This window comes from Pantoea sp. X-Soil-ISGK-259 (genome assembly GCF_059730705.1).
This window is the reverse complement of the sequence record NZ_AP035986.1, coordinates 2885948-2907585: the sequence shown is the minus strand read 5'-3', so window position 1 is coordinate 2907585 and position 21638 is coordinate 2885948. Positions and strand designations below refer to the sequence as shown.

Sequence of the window (21638 nt, the reverse complement as noted above, 5' to 3'; positions counted from 1 at the left end):
GAGGCGGTTTCATATTATGCCGTCCGTCGCTTAACGCGACAGTTTTTCGGTTCGGGGCTATAGCTCAGCTGGGAGAGCGCCTGCATGGCATGCAGGAGGTCAGCGGTTCGATCCCGCTTAGCTCCACCAAACTTTTTCCCAAAAGTTTGGCACTGAAAAACGATTCCAGATGTGGGGGTATAGCTCAGCTGGGAGAGCGCTTGCATGGCATGCAAGAGGTCAGCGGTTCGATCCCGCTTATCTCCACCATTTTCTGACAACGTCGATGTCATTGTTGTCAAAATCCTTTCTGATTTATCTTTCATTCGCCTTTCTGCGAATCTAACGCTATTGCTTTGCAAATCAGCTGCTGCGCACGCTTAACGCGTACATACCCGGCAAGCGCCGCCGCGTTCTGCCCGGATAACGCTGTGCTGCGCCTCGTGCGCGCTTTACATGCAGAATCTGAGTGTATTGTATAAGGGCGGACGTCGCCTGAAGAGGTATTCAGCGGGAAGAAAAGCAGGGATGGCGAAAAACGAAAAGGGCGAGACAGGCTCGCCCTCAAATGTTCAGCACTGCACTCAGAACGCCAGAACCAGACCGGCGATAGCGGCGGAGAGCACGCTGACCAGCGTAGAGCCGTACAGCAGCTTCAGGCCAAAGCGGGAAACCACGTTGCCCTGTTCTTCATTAAGACCTTTAATTGCACCGGCCACGATGCCGATGGAAGAGAAGTTGGCGAACGACACCAGGAACACGGAAAGAATACCTTCTGAAGTGGGTGACAACTGACCTGCAATTTTCTGCAGATCCATCATGGCGACAAATTCATTCGATACCAGCTTGGTCGCCATAATACTGCCGACCTGCAACGCCTCACCCGACGGCACACCCATCACCCAGGCAAACGGATAGAAGACATAGCCAAGCACGCCCTGGAAACTGATGCCGAAGATCAGATCAAACAGGGCGTTCAGACCTGAAATCAGCGCGATAAAACCAATCAGCATCGCGGCAACGATAATCGCGACCTTAAAACCGGCCAGGATATATTCGCCCAGCATCTCGAAGAAGCTCTGACCTTTATGCAGATCCTGCAACTGCAGATCGTCTTCGTTCTCAACGCGGTAAGGGTTGATCAATGACAGCACGATAAAGGTGCTGAACATGTTGAGCACGAGTGCGGCGACCACATACTTTGGCTGCAGCATGGTCATGTAGGCACCGACAATAGACATCGAAACGGTCGACATCGCCGTCGCGGCCATGGTGTACATGCGGCGCTGTGACATCTTGCCCAGGATATCTTTATAGGCAATGAAGTTTTCTGACTGTCCCAGTATCAGAGAACTCACGGCGTTGAAAGATTCCAGTTTTCCCATGCCATTGACTTTCGACAGCACAGTACCGATACCGCGAATAACCCACGGCAGGATACGGAAATGCTGCAGAATACCGATCAACGCAGAGATAAAGACGATTGGACACAATACGTTGAGGAAGAAGAACGCCAGGCCTTTGTCATTCATGTTACCGAAGACAAAGTTTGTGCCCTGGGCCGCATACTTCAGCAGATGATCAAAGAAGCCGGCGAAGCCTTTGACGAAACCCAGTCCCGCTTCTGAGTTCAGGAAGAACCAGGCGAGCACAATTTCAATCACCAGTAGCTGTATAATGTAGCGAATGCGAATGCTTTTACGATCGTGACTGACCAGCAAGGAGAGTATCCCGACCACCACCAGTGCTAAAAGAAATTGCAAAATATGGGACATAGTTGCTCCAAATTTGAGGAGGGTTGTATTTTGTTGCGTATTCTATGTAACGCGTTACTTAAAAACGAGATCTGAACCACATTATAAGTATTCGCTATCGCTATATTTTCCAGAAAAGTTCCAGAGATCACGCCCTGTTTAAAAATCGTTCAACCCAGATAACCACATAATTATTGTCTGAATTTTACACAGAGCGTAAAGTGACACCGTTGCTCACATTTTTAGCACTCACTTCCTTTACTGTAATGTATAGCAATGGCTATACTTTATAGCAGCATCTATTACACCGATAACAATAAACGAATTTCACTTGCACATGCTAACCCCTAAGCTGCCGGGGCAGGCAAATGTTCAGACAGGGTACCGGATATGCTTGAGAGTCGTACCGCCGAGCGCGCTGCTCGCGGAGTCAGAAAAGTCAAACTCGCACTGCTGGGGCCCGCCTTTATCGCCGCTATTGGCTATATCGATCCGGGCAACTTTGCGACCAACATTCAGGCAGGCGCTGCTTACGGCTACAAATTGCTGTGGGTGGTGGTGTGGGCCAATATCATGGCCATGCTGATTCAGCTCATGTCTGCCAAGCTGGGTATCGCCACCGGCAAAAATCTTGCCGAACACATCCGCGATCGCTTTCCCCGGCCTGCCGTCTGGTTTTACTGGGTGCAGGCGGAAATTATCGCGATGGCCACCGATCTGGCGGAGTTTATCGGTGCTGCACTGGGGTTCAAACTGCTGCTCGGCATTTCATTGATGCAGGGCGCGGTGCTGACGGGCATCGCCACCTTCCTGATACTGATGTTACAGAGTCGCGGGCAGAAGCCGCTGGAGCTGGTGATTGGTGGACTGCTGTTGTTTGTGGCGGCCGCCTATATTGTCGAACTTTTCTTCTCCCAGCCCAATATTAAAGAGCTGGTGGTCGGCATGGCGCTGCCCGCGTTACCGACGTCGGATGCCGTATTCCTGGCCGCCGGCGTGCTTGGGGCGACCATCATGCCGCACGTAATTTATCTGCACTCTGCGCTGACGCAGGGCAAAAGTGAGGACAGCAAAAGTCAGCGTTACTCCTCAACTAAACTGGATGTGGCGATTGCCATGACCATCGCCGGATTTGTAAACCTGGCGATGATGGCAACTGCGGCAGCGGCGTTTCATTTTAGTGGTCACAGCAAAATTGCAGAGCTCGATCAGGCCTATCTGACGCTGCAACCGCTGTTAGGTCAGGCTGCCGCAACCGTATTTGGTCTGAGCCTGGTGGCCGCGGGACTCTCCTCAACAGTGGTCGGTACGCTGGCGGGGCAGGTGGTAATGCAGGGCTTCATCCGTTTCCACATTCCACTTTGGGTGCGTCGAACTGTCACCATGCTGCCCTCGTTTATTGTCATCTGGGCAGGCTGGGATCCGACACGGGTTCTGGTGATGAGTCAGGTGCTGTTGAGCTTTGGTATCGCGCTGGCGCTGATTCCGCTGCTCTCCTTTACCGGCAACCGCGAGCTGATGGGCGATGATATGGTGAACTCGCGTCTGATGCAGAACACCGGGCGACTGATCGTGCTGCTGGTGATTGCGCTGAATCTTTACCTGCTGGTAGGTGAAGCGCTGGGACTGTAGGGATTTCTGGAAACAAAAAACGCCCGGCTATGCCGGGCGTTTTTTGTTAGTGACGATCGTGGCCATGCGGACCGGGTCCACCGGGTCCGTGGGGCCCAAAACCACGCGGGCCAGGACCTGGACCACGACGGTCATGATGATCCCAGTCGCGATCGCGGCGATACTGATGATCCCAGCGGCGCTCGCGGTCGCGCTCCTGCCAGCGGCGTTCACGCTCCCACTGCTGCTGACGACGCCACTCTTCGTGTCGCCACCAGCGGCGTTCGTTGTAGGTATAGCGGTCATTCCACCAGCGGGGTTCACGCCAGCGACCGCCATCCCAGTAATTACCACGATTATCGCGATCGCCCAGATTCAGGGTGACGCCAGGGACCAGAGAAATAGAGGCACTGGACGCCTCGGCTGTGTGACAGGCCAGCGGCGAAAACAGCGCCAGCAGGGCAGCAAAAATTAGAGCTCTTTTCATTATATTCTCCTCATCAACAGGCTGATGCTGTTGCGGCGCAGTGATTATGCCTGCGTATTACTGTTGTTACCGCACCATTGTGTCGGAAAATTGTGAGGAAATTGGGGAGAGAAGGGGGATTGAGACTATTCTGGTGAAAAAAACGCCCGACCTGCGCCGGGCGGTGAATGCTTACATCAGAGCCGCGTCAATGGCCGCTAATTCGGTTTCGCTGAACTGACGACGGGCGAGCATGGCCACCGCGTCATCAATCTGCGCCGTTTTACTGGCCCCAATCAGCACTGACGTGACGCGATCATCGCGCAATACCCACGCCAGCGCCATCTGCGCCAGTTTCTGCTCACGTTGCTGTGCGATGACATTCAGCCTGCGGACTTTTTCCATCTTCTCTTCGGTCAGCTGGCTTTCGCTCAGGAATTTGCTGCCGCTGGCCGCACGCGAATCTTCCGGAATGCCCTGCAGATAGCGATCGGTGAGCACACCGCCTGCCAGGGGAGAGAAAGCGATACAGCCAACGCCCGCATCGCCCAGCGTCTGAATCAATCCCTGCTCAGGGGTACGTTCAAACATCGAATAACGCGGCTGGTGAATCAGGCAGGGGGTGCCGAGATCGCGCAGGATAGCAATCGCCTGGGCAGCCCGTTCAGCCGGATAGTTAGAAAGAGCTACGTAAAGCGCTTTGCCCTGGCGTACCACATGATCGAGCGCGCGCATCGTCTCTTCCAGCGGGGTTTCCGGATCGGGACGGTGGTGATAGAAAATATCGACATATTCCAGCCCCATGCGTTTAAGGCTTTGATCCAGACTGGCAATCAGATACTTACGCGACCCCCAGTCTCCATAAGGCCCCTGCCACATGGTATAGCCCGCTTTGGTGGAGATTATCAGCTCATCACGATGGGCACGAAAATCTTCCCGCAGAATACGACCAAAATTCTCTTCCGCCGAGCCCGGAGGCGGGCCGTAGTTATTCGCTAAGTCGAAGTGGGTGATGCCGAGGTCAAATGCATGACGTAGCAACTCACGGCTGTTATCGACCCGCGTGCTGTCACCAAAGTTGTGCCAAAGTCCCAGCGAAATTGCAGGCAGTCTGATGCCGCTGCGGCCGCTGCGGCGATATTCCATCTGTTGATAGCGATCGGGATGGGGGAAAGAGGACATTTAGCGCTCCTGAGCAAAAACGGGAATATGTGCCAAAAGTCTATCAGTGTATACGGTTACACTTAGTGACAGCGCGCAGCAGTTCGCGATTTTACAGAATATTCCGCCAGCGTAACGTCGTCTTGCCAGGCATTGCGGCTGGTTAAAATAGCTACTCTCCTCGCTAATTTCACCCTCTGTCAGATACTTAACCCGACTCTTCCCTGAAAGGAACGCGCAATGTCCACATTCACTGTCGGAGATTACCTGCTGACCCGTCTGCAGGAGATTGGTATCAAGCATCTGTTTGGTGTGCCGGGCGACTACAACCTGCAATTCCTGGACCGCGTTATTGCCCATCCTGAAATCAGCTGGGTGGGCTGCGCCAATGAACTCAACGCAGCCTATGCGGCGGACGGTTATGCGCGCTGCAACGGCGCGGGGGCACTGTTAACGACGTTTGGTGTTGGCGAGCTCAGCGCGATTAATGGTACTGCGGGCAGTTATGCCGAGTATCTGCCGGTGATTCATATTGTAGGTGCGCCAGCCACGCAGGCGCAGTTGCAGGGTGACTGCGTGCATCACTCGCTGGGCGATGGTGATTTCCAGCATTTTATTCGCATGGCTGCCGAGGTCAGTGTGGCAACCGCACTGCTGACTGCCGACAATGCCACGGCTGAGATTGATCGGGTGATTATCAGTGCGCTGCAGGCCCGTCGTCCCGGCTATCTGTCGCTGGCGGTGGACGTGGCAGCCATGGCTGTGCAGCCACCTGCACAGCCGCTGAACACCCATCAGCCTGCATCGGCTGACGCGCGTCGCGCTTTCAGGGCCGCGGCAGAACGTTTACTGGCACCGGCACAGCGTGTCTCACTGCTGGCAGATTTTCTGGCGCTGCGCTGGCAGCAGCAGTCTGCGCTGGCCGCGCTGCGCGAACAGAGCGCGATTCCCTGCGCCAGTCTGCTGATGGGCAAAGGCGTACTGGATGAGCAGCAGCCAGGTTACGTCGGTACCTATGCCGGCGCGGCCAGTGCAGGGCAGGTATGTGAACAGATTGAACAGGTGGATGCAGCAATTTGCGTCGGTGTCCGTTTTACCGACACCATTACGGCAGGTTTTACACAGCAGTTTGCCACCGAGCGACTGATCGATCTGCAGCCCTTCAGTGCCAGCGTGGGTAATGAACGTTTTGCGCCGTTGTCGATGGCGGATGCGCTCAGTGAACTGCAACCGCTGTTTGAACATTATGGTCAGCAGTGGCAGCCTGCCGCCGCAATCCCCGCCGCGCAGCCAGCAGAACCCACGGCGGTGATCAGTCAGCACGCCTTCTGGCAGGCCATGCAGGGATTTCTGCAACCCGGCGACCTGATTCTGGCCGAGCAGGGGACGGCCGCCTTTGGTGCCGCCGCGTTGCGATTACCCTCGCGGGCACAGCTGGTGGTTCAGCCATTATGGGGATCAATCGGCTATACTCTTCCGGCAGCGTTTGGCGCGCAGACCGCCAACCCTGATCGACGGGTTATCCTGATCATCGGAGACGGTTCGGCGCAACTGACTATTCAGGAGCTGGGGTCGATGTTGCGCGATGGGCAGCGACTGATAATCTTTTTACTGAATAATGACGGCTATACCGTCGAACGGGCGATTCATGGCGCAACACAACGTTACAATGATATCGCCCCGTGGAACTGGACGGCTCTGCCACACGCCCTTAGCCTTCAGGGCCAGGCGCAGAGCTGGCGCATCAGTGAAACCGTGCAGTTAGACGAGGTGATGACGCGACTTGCCGCGCCTCAATGGCTTTCGCTGGTTGAGGTGGTTATGCTGAAAGACGATTTGCCGCCACTGCTAAGAAAAGTCACCGCCTGCCTGAATCAACGCAACGGCGGCTAAGATTCAGATAGTTGCCGCTGTGCATGCTGGACTAACGCGGTTAGGCTGTAGCACAACTGAGTAAGACGCTCACCAATCGCACCGGTGAGCGTTGTTGTTTTATGGGCAGAATTTTATAGTGTCCTCCAACTCTTAAGACCCCAAGCGGAGCAACAGAAGAATGACAACCTATGCCTTGGTCGGCGATGTCGGCGGTACTAACGCGCGCCTCGCCCTGTGTGAGGTGGAAAGCGGCAGCATCACCCAGGCCAAAACATTCTCAACATCAGAATACGACAGCCTCGAAGCCGTCATCCGCCACTATCTTGATGAACAACAGCAGGACGTTAAAGATGGCTGTATTGCTATCGCCTGCCCGATTACCGATGACTGGGTTGAAATGACCAACCATGACTGGGCGTTTTCTACGCGCAAGCTCAAAGAGAACATCGGTTTTGAACACCTGGAAATCATTAACGATTTTACTGCGGTATCCATGGCTATTCCGATGCTGACCGCCGAAAACGTGATTCAGTTTGGCGGCTCAGAGCCGGTCAAAGATAAACCTATCGCCATTTATGGTGCCGGTACCGGCTTAGGCGTCAGCCATCTGGTGCATGTGGACAAGCGCTGGGTGAGCCTGCCAGGTGAGGGCGGTCATGTCGATTTTGCGGCCAACAGCGAAGAAGAAGATCAGATCCTGGAAGTGCTGCGTGAAGAACTGGGCCATGTCTCAGCTGAACGTGTGCTGTCGGGTGCCGGTCTGGTTAATCTCTACCGTGCCATTGTGAAAGTTGACAACCGCGTGCCGGAAAATCTGAAGCCGAAAGATGTCAGTGAACGTGCGCTGGATGACAGCTGTACCGACTGCCGTCGCGCGCTCTCCATGTTCTGCGTCATTATGGGCCGTTTTGGCGGCAATCTGGCGCTCAACCTGGGCACTTTTGGTGGCGTCTACATTGCGGGAGGTATTGTGCCTCGCTTCCTGGAATTCTTTAAGGCGTCGGGTTTCCGTGCGGCTTTTGAAGATAAAGGACGCTTCCGCGACTATGTTGCCAGCATCCCGGTTTACATGATTACGCACGATCAGCCTGGCCTGCTGGGTGCGGGCGCGCATCTGCGTCAGACGCTGGGCCGCGAAATCTGATTCTGCTTTACTCCGCGCGCACAGCCTTTGTGCGCGCGATCGCTTTCCCGACCTGGAGGCTTCAGCCGTTCAGGCCCGGGAAATCACCGCCTGACTTCTCCTGCCTTTTCCTGCTGTTGTCCTGAAAGCCACTTCCTGCCTGAATCGTTCCCTCACTCTCCTGCATTACAGACGCATCAGCTGTCTGAACTGCTTAACCTTACTGCGGCTGACCGGCACCTGAAATTCCAGATCGCGCAGCTTAAGCAGATAGGTGTTGTTAAACCACGGCTCGATTTCGCGGATCTTGCTCAGGCTGACGCAGTAAGAGCGGTGACAGCGGAAGAACTGCTGCTCTGGCAGGCGTGAACAGAACTCGGTGATATTCATCGACATGACGTAGGACTCGCGCCGGGTATAGACAAACGTCAGCTTTTCATGCGCCTCAACATAGTAAATGTCATTCACGTCAGTGACGATAATGCGTTCATCTTTAATCAGGTTGACGGTCTGCGGCGCAGGTGTGGCACTAAGATGACTCACAGCCTGCTGCGCCTGTGCGGTGGCTTCCAGCTTGTTCAGCATGGTGACAATCCGCGACTCCTGATAGGGCTTGAGAATGTAGTCAAATGCCTCAAGCTCGAATGCTTCTACCGCATGCTCTTTCCACGCGGTAATAAAGACGATCAGCGGCTTGTGGGCAAACTGATGGATATTCTGTGCCAGCAACATGCCATCCAGCGAGGGGATATTAATGTCGAGGAAAATCACATCGACCCGATGCTGTTGCAGATACTTCAGTACATCAAGACCATCATCAAAACAGGCTTCAATTTCGATTTTGCTGTGATGCTGAATCATCCAGCTCAGCTCCTGCTGGGCCAGAAATTCATCCTCCACAATAATGGCTTTCATAACAGATTCTCCGCCAGGCGCTGGCCATTTTTACTCAGCGTAAAAGCGATCTCGGTGCCCGGTTGATGCCGCACGATGTTCAGTCCCTGACCTGACAGGAGTTTGACGCGATGGTGCACATTGAGCAGACCGATTTTATTGCCGGGCATCTCATTGCGTGCCACCCGTTCCACGACTTCGTCACTGATGCCCTGACCGGTATCCCGCACGGAGATCCGCACCCGATCGCCCAGATCCCGGACGCTCAGCGTGACCACGCCTTTGCCTTTACAGGGCTGAATACCATGCACAATGGCGTTTTCTACCAGTGGCTGAATCAGCAGACTTGGCAGCAGAAAATGCAGATCTTCATCGACGTCATAAATCATCGTCAGTTTATCGCCGAATCGCGCCTGCTCAATGGCGATATAATCTTTCACCTGCCACAGCTCTTTACGGATGTCGATCAGCTCATCATCGTTCAGTTCCAGGTTGTAGCGCAGATAGCGTGAAAGGTTAATGACCAGCTGGCGGGCAGTATCGGGATTGAGCCGGATAGAAGAGGAAATAGCATTCAGCGCATTGAACAGGAAATGGGGATTTATTTTACTTTGCAGCGCGCGCAGTTCCGCTTTATTGGCCATCTCACGCAGTTGCTCGGCGCGCGACACTTCAAGCTGGGTTGAGATAATTTGTGACAGGCCAATCGCCATTTCCTTCAGCGAGCCGGTAATACGGTGTGCGCGGCGATAATAGATTTTCAGCGTGCCGGTGACTTTGCCTTTTTCCCACAGCGGGATGACGATCATCGAATGTATATCTTTAGTACGGTGCGCTTCATCATTGTTCTTAATAATAATTTTACCGCTGTTGATCGCCTGCGCCGTCGTCGGGCTGATGCCATCATCACCATGTTTATAATTATGTTCGCCATAGCCGACGTAGGCCAGAATCTGCTTTTTATCCGTCATCGCCACCGCATCGGCTTTGATCTCTCTTCGGATAATGTCACAGATATTGCGCAGCGAGTCGCTGTTCACCTGACGAAATAGCGGCAACGTTTTGTTGGCGATCTCCAGTGCCAGCTTGGCCTGGCGGGCAGCAATAGCCTCTTTCTCTCCCTCAACACTTTGCACCAGCAACACAATGATGCCGATGCTGGACGCGCCGAGGATCATCGGCAGGGCAATCTCCGACACAATCGCCAGCCCGAGTGAGGCAGGGCGCGCCCACAGGACGATCAGCAACATCGTCAGGGCTTCACACAGCATGCCGCCGACGATACCGGCGCGCCAGCGATGCTCTTTCAGTACCCGACGATTAATCCCGCCCGCGACGACACCGGCAATGATGCTGGTAATCAGGCAGGGCACGGAAGTGACGCCATGAATATCGATCAGAAAACGGTGAAGACCCGCAATCACACCGGTGGCGATGCCAACCCAGGGACCAAACAGAATCCCACCCGCCATCACGGCAATGACCCGCACATTCAGCAGCGAACCGTCGACATTGACGCCCGACCAGGTACTGAACAGCGCAAACAGGGAAAAGATGGCAGTGACCGCCACTTTTTCCGCGCGGGTGTGCTCATCTTTTTGCAGCAGCTGACGAAAAGGCCGGGTGCGCGTCAGGAAGAACAGGCAGATCAACATCAGGGCGGCGCGGTCAAAAACTGCCAGTAACATCGTGAAGTGGGAGGACACAGGCGACTCGTGAGCGATGGAAAGTGCCTCTATGATAAAAAATGTGATCGCGAACCGCTAGCACCCCGATCAATCCCGCCACAAGTTAATGTTTCAGATCAATTTTTACGGCAATCCAGTAAAAAGAGGAAAAGTTGAGTGGAATAAAGGGGAACAGTTTTTCACGCTGGTCGCTGTGAAGCCGTTTTGCTATGTTGCGCGGTGACGCGCGCCACTAACCGCTGGAAAACCGCGCCCATCGGGAGCCACAGATGCAACTTGTCACCGACAGACTAACCCTGAGTAAATTACAACCCGAAGACTGGCAACTGTTTCGTGCCGTCCATGAAGATCCCGACACCATGAAATGGGTAAGCGAAATTCCTGATGAAGCGGATATTCGACAGCGTTTCACCCAGCGTCTGGCACCCTGGCAGCCGGGCAGTTTTCATATGCTCTGCCTGGTGGCAAGACGCCAGGACAGCGGTGAGCCCATTGGCCTGTTTGGCTGCAGCCCGGAATGGGAACCGTATCGTCAGGCGGAGGTGGGCTATATGCTGCTGCATCGCCACTGTGGTCAGGGCTATGGCAGCGAAGCGCTGGCGGCGCTGTGTCAGTTTCTGCTTGAAGCCGATTTTCACAAACTCAAGGCGATGGTGATTGAAGGAAACTGGGCGTCACGTCGTATTCTGGAGAAAAACGGTTTTCAGCTGGAAGGCACGCTGCGGGATAATTATCTGCTGGATGGCCACTGGGTGAACGATTGGCTGCTGGGACGGCTGAATCCGCAAAAATAAAAAAATTTTCCGCCACCCTCGACAAAATGATCCTCGCCACGTTATGTTCGTAACGGGTCACCGCAGTGACCCACGTCGCTCGGACGGTCCGGGCGCTTACGTAATCCAGAGGACATCATGGCTGATAACAGCACACCCCGTCGTTTCTCCCGTATTGAACGTTTACCTCCTTACGTTTTCAACATCACCGCTGAACTGAAGATGGCTGCGCGTCGGCGCGGCGAAGATATCATCGACTTTTCAATGGGCAACCCGGATGGTCCGACTCCGCCTCACATTGTCGAAAAATTATGCCAGGTGGCGCAGCGTGACGATACCCACGGTTATTCCACCTCGCGCGGCATACCGCGTCTGCGCAGAGCGATTTCGCGCTGGTACGCTGAGCGCTATCAGGTGGAGATCGATCCTGAATCTGAGGCAATTGTCACCATTGGCTCCAAAGAGGGGCTGGCGCATCTGATGCTGGCGACGCTGGATCATGGTGATACCGTACTGGTGCCCAATCCCAGCTATCCGATTCATATCTACGGTGCAGTGATTGCCGGAGCGCAGGTGCGTTCGGTGCCGCTGGTGGCGGGTGTCGACTTCTTCAGTGAGCTGGAACGCGCTATCCGTGAAAGCTACCCCAAGCCAAAAATGATGATCCTTGGATTCCCATCCAACCCGACCGCACAGTGTGTGGAACTCGACTTTTTCGAGCGGGTGATTGCGCTGGCGAAGCAGTACAACGTGCTGGTCATCCACGATCTGGCTTATGCTGACATCGTCTACGATGGCTGGAAAGCGCCGTCGATTATGCAGGTGCCGGGCGCGCGTGATGTCGCCGTTGAATTCTTTACCCTGTCAAAAAGCTACAACATGGCAGGCTGGCGTATCGGTTTCATGGTGGGTAATAAAGAGCTGGTCGCCGCGCTGGCGCGTATCAAGAGTTATCATGACTACGGCACCTTTACGCCGCTACAGGTGGCAGCCATTGCCGCGCTGGAAGGGGATCAGCAGTGCGTGCGTGACATTGCTGAGCAGTATAAACGCCGCCGTGATGTGCTGGTCAAAGGCTTGCATGAAGCGGGCTGGATGGTGGATAACCCCAAAGCCTCGATGTACGTCTGGGCAAAAATTCCCGACCATTATGCACATCTGGGTTCGCTGGAATTTGCTAAACATATGCTGCAGGAGGCGAAAGTCTGTGTTTCCCCTGGTATCGGTTTTGGTGACTATGGCGACACGCACGTGCGATTTGCGCTGATTGAAAACAGCGATCGTATTCGTCAGGCAGTGCGGGGAATTAAGGCGATGTTTCGTGCCGATGGCGTATTGCCGGGCAGCATGAAAACAGAAGAAGAGAGCTGACAGCCAGCAGGGGCGACACGATGGTCGCCCCATGGCGGCACTGTCACGCCATTACTTCAGCAGCAGAACAAAGGTTCCGAACCAAAGTAACGCGAAAAAAGATATTCCCATCAAGGCATATTTCACAAAGCAACTCCTCTGAGCGGTTACGATGATGGCGATCCCAAACCAGTGCAACGCGAACAGATGTGGAAAAGAGATCGCCATTTCAGTAATGGTCTGCTCTCTTCCGGGTCGATCTGAATAACTCTCAGAACAGGATCAGGCGCTAATTTACGCGTAATCCCACCCAAATGAAATAGGCCCGTTCTGAGATATTGCTCACAATTTTAGGGCACCTCGATTTCAGGGATCGCCGACATGCCGACACGTAACTGAGCCAGATGCGGTTGGTCGCCATCCAGCACAATTTTCACCGGCAGACGTTGAACGACTTTAGTGTAGTTGCCTGTGGCGTTATCGGGAGCGATCGCTGAAAAAGTTGCACCAGTGGCCGGTGCGATGCTGTCCACATGACCGGTAAAGGTCTCGCCTGGCAGGGCATCAACCCGGATTCGGACCCGCTGTCCTGGGCGCACATCGCTTAACTGCGTCTCAAGGTAGTTAGCCGTAATGTAGGTTTGCTGCAGGGGGACCACGGCCAGCAGACGGGTTTTCCGGCTGAAACGTATGCGCCTGTCCGCACCGCACGCTGACCCACCATGCCGTCAACAGGAGCCGTAATGCGCGTGTAGGAGAGATTCAGCTTGGCCTGATCGACGCTGGCTTTGGCTGCGGCAACATCCGCTTCTGCTGAACGCACCGCCGCCTGTAATACGCCCACCTGTTTTATTGCCGATGCCAGTGCAGCCTGACTCTGATGGACAGCTGCCAGCGCCGAGCGCTGATTTGAGCTGGCCTTTTGCTGATCGTCAGCGGCGACGGTGCCGCTTTTATAGAGGCGGTTATAGCGATCGGCGCTTTGACCCGCATACTGCGCAGAAGCCTGACTTGCCGCGACGCTGGCTTTCTGCTGATCAATCATCGACTGCTGCTGTTCCAGTTGAGCCTGGCTGCTCAGCAGTTTCGCCTGACTCACCTGCAGGTCAGCTTCAGCACTCTCCAGCGCCACCCGATAGTCACGGTCATCCAGCGTTGCCAGCAACTGGCCCGCTTTGACCTGCTGATTATCCTGCACCTCAACATGGCTTATGTAGCCCGAGACTTTCGGTGCTACCAGGGTGTAATCCGCATTGACGTAAGCATCATTGGTGCGGTGATCGTTGCTGGTCATCATCGTCCAGACAACAAAGGCAATGGCCAGTAACACCAGCAGCAGCAGACTCAGCAGCAGGGTTCTTCTCATTTCAAAAGTACGCATATTCAGTTATTCCGGGGAGGGTGTTGAATCAAAGTTTGAGGCGGCCAGACCCGTTTTGGCAGGATGGCGGTAAGCAATAACAGGCAGGCGGCAAAGCCGGTCAGCATCAGCCAGCTGTCGCTCAGGCTCAGGATCGTGGCCTGATGCCGGACCAGGGTGGCGAATCCGCTGAGATTATCGCTGGCGCTGATGCTGCCATCCGGCAATAGCGGCAAACTGCGGCTGGCCTGGTCGGCTGTCGGCGCGGTCATCAGCCAGCTGCGGCTGGCGGCCTGATTAATCAGGACACTGGAATGAAATTGCTCACGATGAGAAAGGAAAACCTCAACCAGCGTGGAGGCGGCAATACTGGAAAACCCGCGCACCGTGTTAAACATCGCGGAGGCAAAAGGGCCTTCAGGTGGGGCCACAACGCTGGTGGCACTCATCAATATCGGCAAAATGATCATCGGTTGTCCGAACGCCTGCAGGATTTGCAGCAGCCAGAAATTCTGTCGCGCCCAGTCACTGGTGATCTGCGAGCCCAGCAGACAGGCAGTCACCAGCAGGCCGACGCCCGCCGTCAGCATCCAGCGGCAATCAATCCAGCGGATATTGAGCAGTGCCGCAATCAGTGGCGCGATGAGCAATTGTGGCAGGCCTACGGTCAGTGCCAGCGGGGCAAACTCAAGGGTGCGAAAGCCGCTCACCTGAGCAAAGTAGGCCGAAGGCAGCGCGGAACCTGAAAGCCCCAGGATGAGCACGCAGGCCAGCCCCAGCAGGCCGTGCGCCAGGTTGGGCCGTCTGAGCATCTGCAATTTAAACAGCGGCAGCGGGTGAAACCACTCATTGATCAGGAAAACCAGCAGCAGCGGCAAGGCGGCTAGCAGCATACCGGCGATCAGTGGCGAGTTCAGCCAGTCAAGACGCTCCCCCTGGGTCAGCACCAGCACCAGCAGCGCGACAGCACTGCAACCGGTCACCATGCCGAACAGATCGATCTGCTGAAAACGTTCCGGACGCAGCGGGTCCTGCGGTATCCCCCAGCTAATCAGCATCATCGCAATCAGCATGCCAGGCACCACCTGCCAGAACACCATCATCCAGCTGACATGGTCGGTCCATATTGAGGCCAGCGACGCTGCCATATTGGGGCCAAACGTCGCGGTCAGGGCATAGCCCGCCAGGCCGAACAGCTTAAAAGGCGGCGGCAGAAAGCGCAGAGCAACAGTCATCAGCATCGGCGGCAGTGCGCCGCCAAACAGCCCCTGAAGCACGCGCAGGCTGATAAACAGCGTGGGATCCGGCACCAGCGGCAGCAGAATGCCGGTCAGCATAAATCCCGCCGACACGCCGAGCGTAAAACGCCGCAGCGACAGGGTGACGGCAAACCAGGGGGCAATCATCATCGCCGCAACTTCTGCCGCCTGATAGCCGGAGATAATCCAGCTACCCTGATCGAAACCGATGCCGATTGCGGCACGGATATCAGCCAGCGCGATATCACTGACGCGGTCGTTCAGCCCGGAGGTCAGCGCAGCAATAAGCACGCCGATCAGGCCCAGGGCTAGTCGCAGTGTAAAAGGATGAGGAGCCGGCGGCGTGGCGGGCTTAGCGTTCATTACTGGCAATCTCGTTATTATGATGCAGTGTACTGCAATGTGATACAGGGCGTAATATTACATCCCGGTATGCTGTATTGCAATGTGGTACAGGCTGTAAAAAGTGCGGCATTCGCGCTACAGTAAGGCAGCTCAAACAGGACGACGCTATGGCACATCAACCCTCCAGCCGCGAGGATGAAAAAACGGGCGGTATCCAGGTCATCGCCCGTGCGGCAAAAATTCTTAATGCGCTGGGCGAACAGCCGGGCGGCATGAGCCTTGGCGAGATCGCTCAGGCGGTGGAACTGCCCCGTTCAACGGTGCAGCGCATTGTCGCTGCGCTCGACAGCGCAGAGCTTGTGCGCAGCAGTGGGGCGGGCGGATTGCGTCTGGGACCTGCCCTGTTAAAACTGATCTCCAGCGTGCATACCGACGTGGTTGATCTGGTCAGTCCGCTACTGGAAAAACTCTCTTCGGATACTAATGAAACGGTCTCGCTGGCGCGCGCCAGCGGCAGCCAGCTGGCGATTATTCACCATGTCGTGGCGTCACGTGAACTTCGGGTTGTCCCGCATATGGGACTGAATCTGCCGCTCTACAGTACCTCCGGGGGACGGGCGTTGCTGGCACTGGAGTGTGAAAAAGATGTCCGGACGATTGTTGGCGACGCCTGGCAGGAGCTGACCGATCAGACGGTGAAAACATTGCCACAATTGCTACAACTTATCAGGGAAGTCCGCGAAACCGGTATCGCCGTGGATCGCGGTGAAACCCTGGAAGGGATCTCTACCATGGCGTTTGCGCTGGATACGCTGTTTGGTCGCTTTTCTGTCTCTTTACTGGTGCCCTCTGCTCGTTTTCTGCGACATGAAGCGCGTTTTCGTGACGAGATGCTGAAGTGTAAAGAGGCGCTGGTGCGTGAAATCGGCAAAGTTGCCGCGATTTAAGGATAAGCATCTGATGAAAACCCTGCTGATGGCCATAGACCACTCTCCGGTTGCCGGGAAAGTGGTTGCCTTGACGATTGAAGAAGCGCTGGCACATAGCGCCGATGTGGTGGTGCTGTGCTGCGTCGATCCTGCCTACTCCTCCTGTAATCAGCCGATGGAAATCGATGCGGGTGAAGACCCGGCCGATTTTGTGGCAGCACAGGATGAGCAAAATACGGCGGAAATGGTGGTGCGTCATGCACTGGCACCGTTACTGCGCGCTGGCATTAATGCGCGTGGCGTGATCCTGGCGGGTGAGGCGGCAGATACCATTGTTGCCCAGTCACAACAGCTTAAGGCAAGCATGATTATCATGGGACGTCGCCACCTCTCTTCGTTTAACAGATTATTAAAAGGCTCGGTCAGCGCAGCGGTGATTGAGCGTGCTCACTGTCCTGTGCTAATCGATGTGCGTAAGGATTAACCCCGCAGCATGAATTCTCTGCTTTTTATTACGCTGGCTGCGTTTTCATTGCTGGCGTTGATCGTTATTGTGCTGATCAAAACGACCCGACTGCGTTTGTGGCAGGGGCTGCTCATTTTTCTGCTGCCCCTGATCATGGCTAATCTGCTCTGGTTCAGCTGGGTCGCGCCGCATCAGTTGCAGGCAAGCCAGCATGAGCAGGCAGTAAATCAACTGGCAAAGATGCCAGGCTATCGCGTGCTGCAAACGCAGGAACCCGCGCTCTGGTTATTGCTGACCCAGGAGCTGACCCGTCGAATCCGTGCAGGCGAGCCCGCTCTGCAGGCAACAGGTGAACTGCGTGGCTGGCTGATTGAGGTGGTCAACCAACGGCTGATGCGCGCAACGGATGCAGCGGTGGTTAACTATATCGGCGTCTCAGTAGAAGAGATGCGGGCGCTGAATCAAATCGATCCGGGTCTCTGCTTCCGTTTTCTCTATCCGCAGGTGAGTGGAGGAATTAATTTACAGACTACGCTACCGTCTTCGCTGAATCGCAAAGAAGCGGATGCCATGGAGCAGTTGCTGCTTAACAGCCCTCCGCCCGAAAAGCCCCTCGATAAGACGCAGGCGCAGGATGATCTGCAAAAGATCGTCGGACGCCTCTTTCTGAAATGGGGCGACAAACTGCAGCAGCTGAATATGCCAGCTGACACGGCAGTGGATCGCTCATCGCTGTGTGGCATGTCCATTGATCTCTACAGTGCCATTCTGGCATTACCTGACAAACGCGCCGCTAACCTGTTACGTAGAATGGTGGCAATGACGGGTCAGTAAGCGACCGCGGAATAGCGGGCAAAAAAAAGCCCGCTAAGCGCGGGCAGGGAAGAGAGATGAACAGCTTTTTTATTTTTGGCATTTCCTGGTGTGGTGCAGTCTTCGTTTCGTCTTGTCTGAGTACATCCTGTCATTTCTGACACGATAGCGATAGCCGTTTAATCGTATTACATTAATCGGCAAAAGCTTCTCAATTTTTAATTTTCGCGCATAAATCCTATGGATGATCGACATGCTGCGTCATACACTGCGCGGCAACGTGAGGACAACAACTATGAAAAAACTAATTACCGGCGCAGTAGCGCTGATTTTGCTGAGTGGATGTACTGCCAGCAAACCCGGGGCATTCGAACGTGTTGATGAAGATCCGGATTCAAATACCGTTCAGTACCGTTTTGACCCGGCAAAGGTCAATCGTGACGCAATGGATATTGATCTGGCGAATTACTGCAGCAGTAAAGGATTTGATAAGGTCGAAGCGCTGCCTGCCGAGGAGAGTCATATTCCGGGACTGAAGAAAGCGTGGTTCCAGTGTAATTACGCATTGAAAAGTTAAATAAAACGGGCGGGATAAATATCCCGCCCTTAAAATGTAATGCTTTTATTTTATGCTGTGTGACATCTTTGCCCGTCAGTGGCGATAGTAACCGCCATGATACCCTTCGTGATAACCTCCATAGTAGCCTCCCTGATATCCGCCGCCACCACCGCGATGCCAGCCATTGTCGTGTCGTGGGCTGATGATACAACCACTTAATAACGTCATCAGTGCAACGACAGAAGCGACTTTAATTAATCTCTTCATCGGAAGCTTCTCCTCTTTTCCAATGACTACGACACTACGCCGGAAAAGTGGAGTGAAGATGCAGGCTTTGTAGAGTTATTTAAGAAGATATGACGGAATATTTCAAAATGCTGAAGTGTGCGGTAAGGGGAATTAAAGACATCGGAATGAACTGAATAATAGATACTATCAAAGAGAATAGTCTCAAAATCAAGCGAAAATAATTCTCATTTAAAAGTTTTTACCACTACATTATTAGCATGTCAGTTCAATGGGAGAGAAACATGCCGCATGACGTTAAAAATATTCTGGCTTTACAGGCAGAGCTGGGCGAATGCCCGCTCTGGTCAGTGGAGGAGCAGATGCTCTACTGTGTCGATATCCTGGCACCGGCCATTCACCGTTTTAATCCAGTCAGCGGCGAGCTGCAAACCTTCCCGCAGGCGGAAGAGGTGGGATGTATTGGGCTGCGTGAGCAGGGCGGGATAATAGCGGCACTGCGCGGCGGTGTCTGGCTGCTGGATGCGCAGGGTAAGCCGGAGAAAAAGGTCGCAGAGAATCCCGGTATCGCTGCGCAAAGTCGCTTTAATGATGGCCGCGTTGATCCCTGGGGTAACTTCTGGTGCGGCAGCCTGTGGGAACCGCAGGACAAAAACGGCGGCCTGCTGTGCCGTGTGACGCCTGACCTGAAGCTGGAGGTGAAGGCGCGCGACATTAAAATTTCCAACGGGCTGGCATTTTCTCCTGACCGACGCTGGATGTATCACAGCGACACGCCGAATGAGGCACTCTATCGCTATCCGCTGAATGAGCAGGGCGAACCGGGTGAGCGCACGCTGTTCCGCCGTTTCGACGCGAAGGGCGGGCTACCGGATGGCGCTGCTGTGGACAGTGAAGGATTTTACTGGTCTGCACAGTTTGATGGCGGACGCGTGGTACGTATCGATCCGCAGAGTTGCGAAATCGTCGATGAGATCCTGCTGCCGGTGAAGTGGCCAACCATGGTGGCCTTTGGCGGTGCCGATCTTAAAACGCTGTTCATTACCAGTTCACGTGAAGATCGCACGGAAGAGGAGCTGGCACGCTATCCGCAGTCCGGCGATATCTTTGCAGTAGACCTGGCGGTGGCGGGAATGGCAGAGCCGCGATTCCGCGGTTAAACGACTACGGGCCGCTTAATTGCGGCCCGTAATCATTGTCAGTAAGCGTTAATGGCGTTGCAACACCGGTTCTGCTGTGATGGAACTCTGAGGTAAGCGGATAGTGAGTGACAGGAACAGCGAGATGACCAGCAGCGTCATAATCAGGCTGAAGGTGACGGTGAAACCACCAAACAGTGAGGCGACCAGTGAACCCAGCACGCTACCGATACCAAAGCCGAGATAGAGCAGACCGTAATTTTTAGTCAGGTTGTTGAGCCCGAAGAAGTCACTCACCAGCGATGGGAACACTGTGATAGTGCCGCCAAAGCTGAAGGCGACACAGGCGAGTGACAGGAAGAAGGTCATCTCATTCATCCGGGTAAACAGCAGCACGCTCATTCCGATCAGAGACACAATTTGCGCCAGTGAAATGACTCTGATGCGCATCATTTTGTCAGAGAGCACACCCAGTACCAGACGACCGCTCAGGTTGGCAATCGCGATCACTGTTACTGCGCTGGCAGCTGTCTGCGTGGAAAGATGCACCATGCCTTCGCCGATATCCTTGGCAACGCCTATCACATAGAGGCCGCTCATACAGGCGGTCAGGAACATCAGCGCCAGCATCCAGTACTGCGGCAGACGTACCGACTGTGCCAGCGTGTAATCCCGCGTATGTTGCTGACCTTTAGTTGAGGTTCCGATCTGCTGCAGTGGTGCTTCACGCATCAGCAGCGCACCGAGAATAATCATCGACATCGCCAGCACGCCCCAGATCATGAAGGTCTGTTCCAGACCCACCGTCGCCAGCAGCGCCCCGCAAATAAATTTAAATCCCAGGCTGCCCAGACCGTATGCCCCAATCGCACAGGCAGAGATCATTCCTTTGCGCTCAGGGAACCACTTCACGCAGTTAGACAACGTCATCAGGTAACCTGCGCCATCGGCCAGACCGACCAGCAAGCCGGCACTGAAATAGAGCATCATCAGGTTATTTGCGTGAGCGGTGAGCCAGAAACCCAGTGCCATCAGTACACCTGCACCGATAGTGACGCGGCGTACACCAAAACGTTCCTGTAATTTACCGGCCAGCGAAGAGGCGATAGCCAGACCTAAACTCAGCAGGCCGAAAGAAAAAGCGACCTGACTGACGGGGGCATCCAGCTTCTGTGACAGCTGGCCATTAAACAAACTCCATGTGTAGACTGACCCCAGCGCGAACTGAGTGATTACCGTGCCGAACAATGTAAGCCAGCGGGAACGCTGGTAAGAAGCCTGTTGAGTCTGGTTCATGATTTTTCTCTCCCGTCCGGGAATCTGGAAACTGCGGTCAGAATAAAGCCGTGCTTCGCGTGCGTGTGTAATAAAGGCATGAATAGAACGGATCAGGGAATGAAATGCTCTTCAGAGGGTATGAACGACATCGTCACAGGTGCAGCGACGGGGCGTAACGGGAAAAGTAACCAATACGGCATCATGATGTGTAAGCGTAATTAGCCGTAAGATAATGTTTCATTTCGCTGTTTCTGTGAGCGGGTTTCCAGATTATTTGCCAGACTTACAACTCACTTAACAGGAGGAAATATGAAAGACCGGACATATGAATCCAATAGCAGTGAGGATGACGTTTGCTGCATCATCGGTCAGGCGGTGATTGAACTCAGTACAGAACAGCAGCCTGTGACTAAATCGACCCTGGCATTGAAACTGCTCTCCATGGCCGATCGTGATAGTGACGATGAGCGTGTTCTGCTTTACTGGATTGCGCGTAAAGCGATCAATCAACCACAGAAACTTCTTCAGCAGCAGTCGGCGTAACGCCCATCCGGACGCGGGCCTTAGCCC

The 21638-nt window shown here is 54.5% G+C and carries 20 protein-coding genes, 2 tRNA genes and 1 pseudogene; 13 read left to right on the top strand and 10 right to left on the bottom strand.

The genetic code is table 11. The annotated features are described in order from the left end of the window. Positions 1–53 precede the first annotated feature (53 nt). Positions 54–129: transfer RNA gene (locus AC6I77_RS13750), tRNA-Ala, on the top strand. Between the two features lie 44 nt (positions 130–173). Further along, positions 174–249: transfer RNA gene (locus AC6I77_RS13745), tRNA-Ala, on the top strand. 314 nt (positions 250–563) lie between these two features. On the opposite strand, the gene AC6I77_RS13740 is transcribed toward AC6I77_RS13745, so the two are convergent. Further along, entirely contained in the window at positions 564–1754 is a 1191-nt protein-coding gene (locus AC6I77_RS13740; protein ID WP_003848895.1) for a NupC/NupG family nucleoside CNT transporter, read from the bottom strand. Positions 1755–2123: 369 nt separating this feature from the next. Here AC6I77_RS13740 and AC6I77_RS13735 point away from each other — a divergent pair, with 369 nt between their 5' ends. Further along, on the top strand, positions 2124–3365 hold the full coding sequence (locus AC6I77_RS13735) for an Nramp family divalent metal transporter (RefSeq protein WP_008926522.1): 1242 nt from the start codon (positions 2124–2126) through the stop codon (positions 3363–3365). A gap of 46 nt (positions 3366–3411) precedes the next feature. Here the strand turns inward: AC6I77_RS13735 and AC6I77_RS13730 are convergent, their stop codons facing one another. Together AC6I77_RS13730 and mgrA are read right to left on the bottom strand one after the other, a co-directional pair. Next, on the bottom strand, positions 3412–3831 hold the full coding sequence (locus AC6I77_RS13730) for a DUF2502 domain-containing protein (protein ID WP_003848899.1): 420 nt from the start codon (positions 3829–3831) through the stop codon (positions 3412–3414). Between the two features lie 171 nt (positions 3832–4002). Continuing rightward, the gene (gene mgrA / locus AC6I77_RS13725; protein WP_003848901.1) at positions 4003–4992 is read right to left on the bottom strand and encodes an L-glyceraldehyde 3-phosphate reductase; all 990 of its coding nucleotides are present in this window, start codon (positions 4990–4992) and stop codon (positions 4003–4005) included. 219 nt (positions 4993–5211) lie between these two features. Between mgrA and ipdC the strand changes: the two genes are divergently transcribed. Both ipdC and glk read left to right on the top strand, forming a co-directional pair. Further along, entirely contained in the window at positions 5212–6864 is a 1653-nt protein-coding gene (gene ipdC / locus AC6I77_RS13720) for an indolepyruvate decarboxylase (RefSeq protein ID WP_003848906.1), read from the top strand. 160 nt (positions 6865–7024) lie between these two features. Then, positions 7025–7990 carry a glucokinase gene (gene glk / locus AC6I77_RS13715; RefSeq protein ID WP_003848907.1) on the top strand — a complete coding sequence of 322 codons (966 nt, stop codon included), beginning with the start codon at positions 7025–7027 and terminating at the stop codon, positions 7988–7990. 165 nt (positions 7991–8155) lie between these two features. Here glk and AC6I77_RS13710 read toward each other — a convergent pair whose 3' ends face one another. Continuing rightward, positions 8156–8884 carry a LytR/AlgR family response regulator transcription factor gene (locus AC6I77_RS13710; protein WP_003848909.1) on the bottom strand — a complete coding sequence of 243 codons (729 nt, stop codon included), beginning with the start codon at positions 8882–8884 and terminating at the stop codon, positions 8156–8158. Next, the gene (locus tag AC6I77_RS13705; RefSeq protein ID WP_003848911.1) at positions 8881–10551 is read right to left on the bottom strand and encodes a sensor histidine kinase; all 1671 of its coding nucleotides are present in this window, start codon (positions 10549–10551) and stop codon (positions 8881–8883) included. Before AC6I77_RS13705 ends, AC6I77_RS13710 begins: the two co-directional genes overlap by 4 nt. 269 nt (positions 10552–10820) lie before the next feature. On the opposite strand from AC6I77_RS13705, the gene AC6I77_RS13700 reads away from it, so the two are divergent. Together AC6I77_RS13700 and alaC are read left to right on the top strand one after the other, a co-directional pair. After that, positions 10821–11345, top strand: coding sequence for a GNAT family N-acetyltransferase (locus AC6I77_RS13700; RefSeq protein ID WP_003848913.1), 525 nt, complete (start codon positions 10821–10823; stop codon positions 11343–11345). A 117-nt stretch (positions 11346–11462) separates the two neighbouring features. Then, entirely contained in the window at positions 11463–12695 is a 1233-nt protein-coding gene (gene alaC / locus AC6I77_RS13695; RefSeq protein ID WP_438476786.1) for an alanine transaminase, read from the top strand. Positions 12696–12746: 51 nt separating this feature from the next. Here the strand turns inward: alaC and ypdK are convergent, their stop codons facing one another. The 3 genes and pseudogenes from ypdK to AC6I77_RS13680 all read right to left on the bottom strand — a co-directional run bounded on the left by ypdK (position 12747) and on the right by AC6I77_RS13680 (position 15656). Continuing rightward, the gene (gene ypdK / locus AC6I77_RS13690; protein WP_099257831.1) at positions 12747–12821 is read right to left on the bottom strand and encodes a membrane protein YpdK; all 75 of its coding nucleotides are present in this window, start codon (positions 12819–12821) and stop codon (positions 12747–12749) included. Positions 12822–13024: 203 nt separating this feature from the next. Further along, positions 13025–14055 (bottom strand): annotated as a pseudogene (locus tag AC6I77_RS13685) (HlyD family secretion protein). Positions 14056–14057: 2 nt separating this feature from the next. Beyond that, complete coding sequence (locus AC6I77_RS13680) at positions 14058–15656, bottom strand: MFS transporter (RefSeq protein ID WP_438476788.1); 1599 nt, start codon at positions 15654–15656, stop codon at positions 14058–14060. A gap of 149 nt (positions 15657–15805) precedes the next feature. Between AC6I77_RS13680 and AC6I77_RS13675 the strand changes: the two genes are divergently transcribed. The 4 genes from AC6I77_RS13675 (at position 15806) to AC6I77_RS13660 (ending at position 18423) form a co-directional block, all read left to right on the top strand. After that, positions 15806–16585: an IclR family transcriptional regulator gene (locus AC6I77_RS13675; protein ID WP_003848922.1), complete on the top strand. Its 780-nt coding sequence runs from the start codon at positions 15806–15808 to the stop codon at positions 16583–16585. Between the two features lie 13 nt (positions 16586–16598). After that, entirely contained in the window at positions 16599–17051 is a 453-nt protein-coding gene (locus AC6I77_RS13670; RefSeq protein ID WP_105098939.1) for a universal stress protein, read from the top strand. A 9-nt stretch (positions 17052–17060) separates the two neighbouring features. Next, positions 17061–17867 carry a hypothetical protein gene (locus AC6I77_RS13665; protein ID WP_003848926.1) on the top strand — a complete coding sequence of 269 codons (807 nt, stop codon included), beginning with the start codon at positions 17061–17063 and terminating at the stop codon, positions 17865–17867. Between the two features lie 274 nt (positions 17868–18141). Further along, positions 18142–18423: a lipoprotein gene (locus tag AC6I77_RS13660; protein WP_003848928.1), complete on the top strand. Its 282-nt coding sequence runs from the start codon at positions 18142–18144 to the stop codon at positions 18421–18423. 75 nt (positions 18424–18498) lie between these two features. On the opposite strand, the gene AC6I77_RS13655 is transcribed toward AC6I77_RS13660, so the two are convergent. Beyond that, complete coding sequence (locus AC6I77_RS13655; RefSeq protein ID WP_497817057.1) at positions 18499–18672, bottom strand: hypothetical protein; 174 nt, start codon at positions 18670–18672, stop codon at positions 18499–18501. 263 nt (positions 18673–18935) lie between these two features. On the opposite strand from AC6I77_RS13655, the gene AC6I77_RS13650 reads away from it, so the two are divergent. Next, positions 18936–19811 (top strand): SMP-30/gluconolactonase/LRE family protein, encoded by an 876-nt coding sequence (locus AC6I77_RS13650; protein WP_497817056.1) that lies wholly within the window; start codon positions 18936–18938, stop codon positions 19809–19811. A 48-nt stretch (positions 19812–19859) separates the two neighbouring features. On the opposite strand, the gene AC6I77_RS13645 is transcribed toward AC6I77_RS13650, so the two are convergent. Next, positions 19860–21086, bottom strand: a complete 1227-nt coding sequence (locus AC6I77_RS13645; protein ID WP_008926511.1) for an L-lactate MFS transporter — start codon at positions 21084–21086, stop codon at positions 19860–19862. A 291-nt stretch (positions 21087–21377) separates the two neighbouring features. On the opposite strand from AC6I77_RS13645, the gene AC6I77_RS13640 reads away from it, so the two are divergent. Then, a complete protein-coding gene (locus AC6I77_RS13640) occupies positions 21378–21611 on the top strand; it encodes a hypothetical protein (protein ID WP_003848934.1) in 234 nt (77 codons plus the stop codon). Positions 21612–21638: the final 27 nt, after the last annotated feature.

Bases quoted from the DNA above. Each gene is read 5' to 3' on its own strand.
- AC6I77_RS13705 (WP_003848911.1), bottom strand. From the start codon at position 10,551: ATGTTACTGGCAGTTTTTGACCGCGCCGCCCTGATGTTGATCTGCCTG.
- AC6I77_RS13710 (WP_003848909.1), bottom strand. From the start codon at position 8,884: ATGAAAGCCATTATTGTGGAGGATGAATTTCTGGCCCAGCAGGAGCTG.
- glk (WP_003848907.1), top strand. From the start codon at position 7,025: ATGACAACCTATGCCTTGGTCGGCGATGTCGGCGGTACTAACGCGCGC.
- AC6I77_RS13660 (WP_003848928.1), top strand. From the start codon at position 18,142: ATGAAAAAACTAATTACCGGCGCAGTAGCGCTGATTTTGCTGAGTGGA.
- AC6I77_RS13670 (WP_105098939.1), top strand. From the start codon at position 16,599: ATGAAAACCCTGCTGATGGCCATAGACCACTCTCCGGTTGCCGGGAAA.
- AC6I77_RS13680 (WP_438476788.1), bottom strand. From the start codon at position 15,656: ATGAACGCTAAGCCCGCCACGCCGCCGGCTCCTCATCCTTTTACACTG.
- AC6I77_RS13740 (WP_003848895.1), bottom strand. From the start codon at position 1,754: ATGTCCCATATTTTGCAATTTCTTTTAGCACTGGTGGTGGTCGGGATA.
- AC6I77_RS13650 (WP_497817056.1), top strand. From the start codon at position 18,936: ATGCCGCATGACGTTAAAAATATTCTGGCTTTACAGGCAGAGCTGGGC.
- alaC (WP_438476786.1), top strand. From the start codon at position 11,463: ATGGCTGATAACAGCACACCCCGTCGTTTCTCCCGTATTGAACGTTTA.
- AC6I77_RS13655 (WP_497817057.1), bottom strand. From the start codon at position 18,672: ATGAAGAGATTAATTAAAGTCGCTTCTGTCGTTGCACTGATGACGTTA.
- AC6I77_RS13675 (WP_003848922.1), top strand. From the start codon at position 15,806: ATGGCACATCAACCCTCCAGCCGCGAGGATGAAAAAACGGGCGGTATC.
- AC6I77_RS13645 (WP_008926511.1), bottom strand. From the start codon at position 21,086: ATGAACCAGACTCAACAGGCTTCTTACCAGCGTTCCCGCTGGCTTACA.
- mgrA (WP_003848901.1), bottom strand. From the start codon at position 4,992: ATGTCCTCTTTCCCCCATCCCGATCGCTATCAACAGATGGAATATCGC.
- AC6I77_RS13735 (WP_008926522.1), top strand. From the start codon at position 2,124: ATGCTTGAGAGTCGTACCGCCGAGCGCGCTGCTCGCGGAGTCAGAAAA.
- ipdC (WP_003848906.1), top strand. From the start codon at position 5,212: ATGTCCACATTCACTGTCGGAGATTACCTGCTGACCCGTCTGCAGGAG.
- AC6I77_RS13640 (WP_003848934.1), top strand. From the start codon at position 21,378: ATGAAAGACCGGACATATGAATCCAATAGCAGTGAGGATGACGTTTGC.
- AC6I77_RS13730 (WP_003848899.1), bottom strand. From the start codon at position 3,831: ATGAAAAGAGCTCTAATTTTTGCTGCCCTGCTGGCGCTGTTTTCGCCG.
- AC6I77_RS13665 (WP_003848926.1), top strand. From the start codon at position 17,061: ATGAATTCTCTGCTTTTTATTACGCTGGCTGCGTTTTCATTGCTGGCG.
- AC6I77_RS13700 (WP_003848913.1), top strand. From the start codon at position 10,821: ATGCAACTTGTCACCGACAGACTAACCCTGAGTAAATTACAACCCGAA.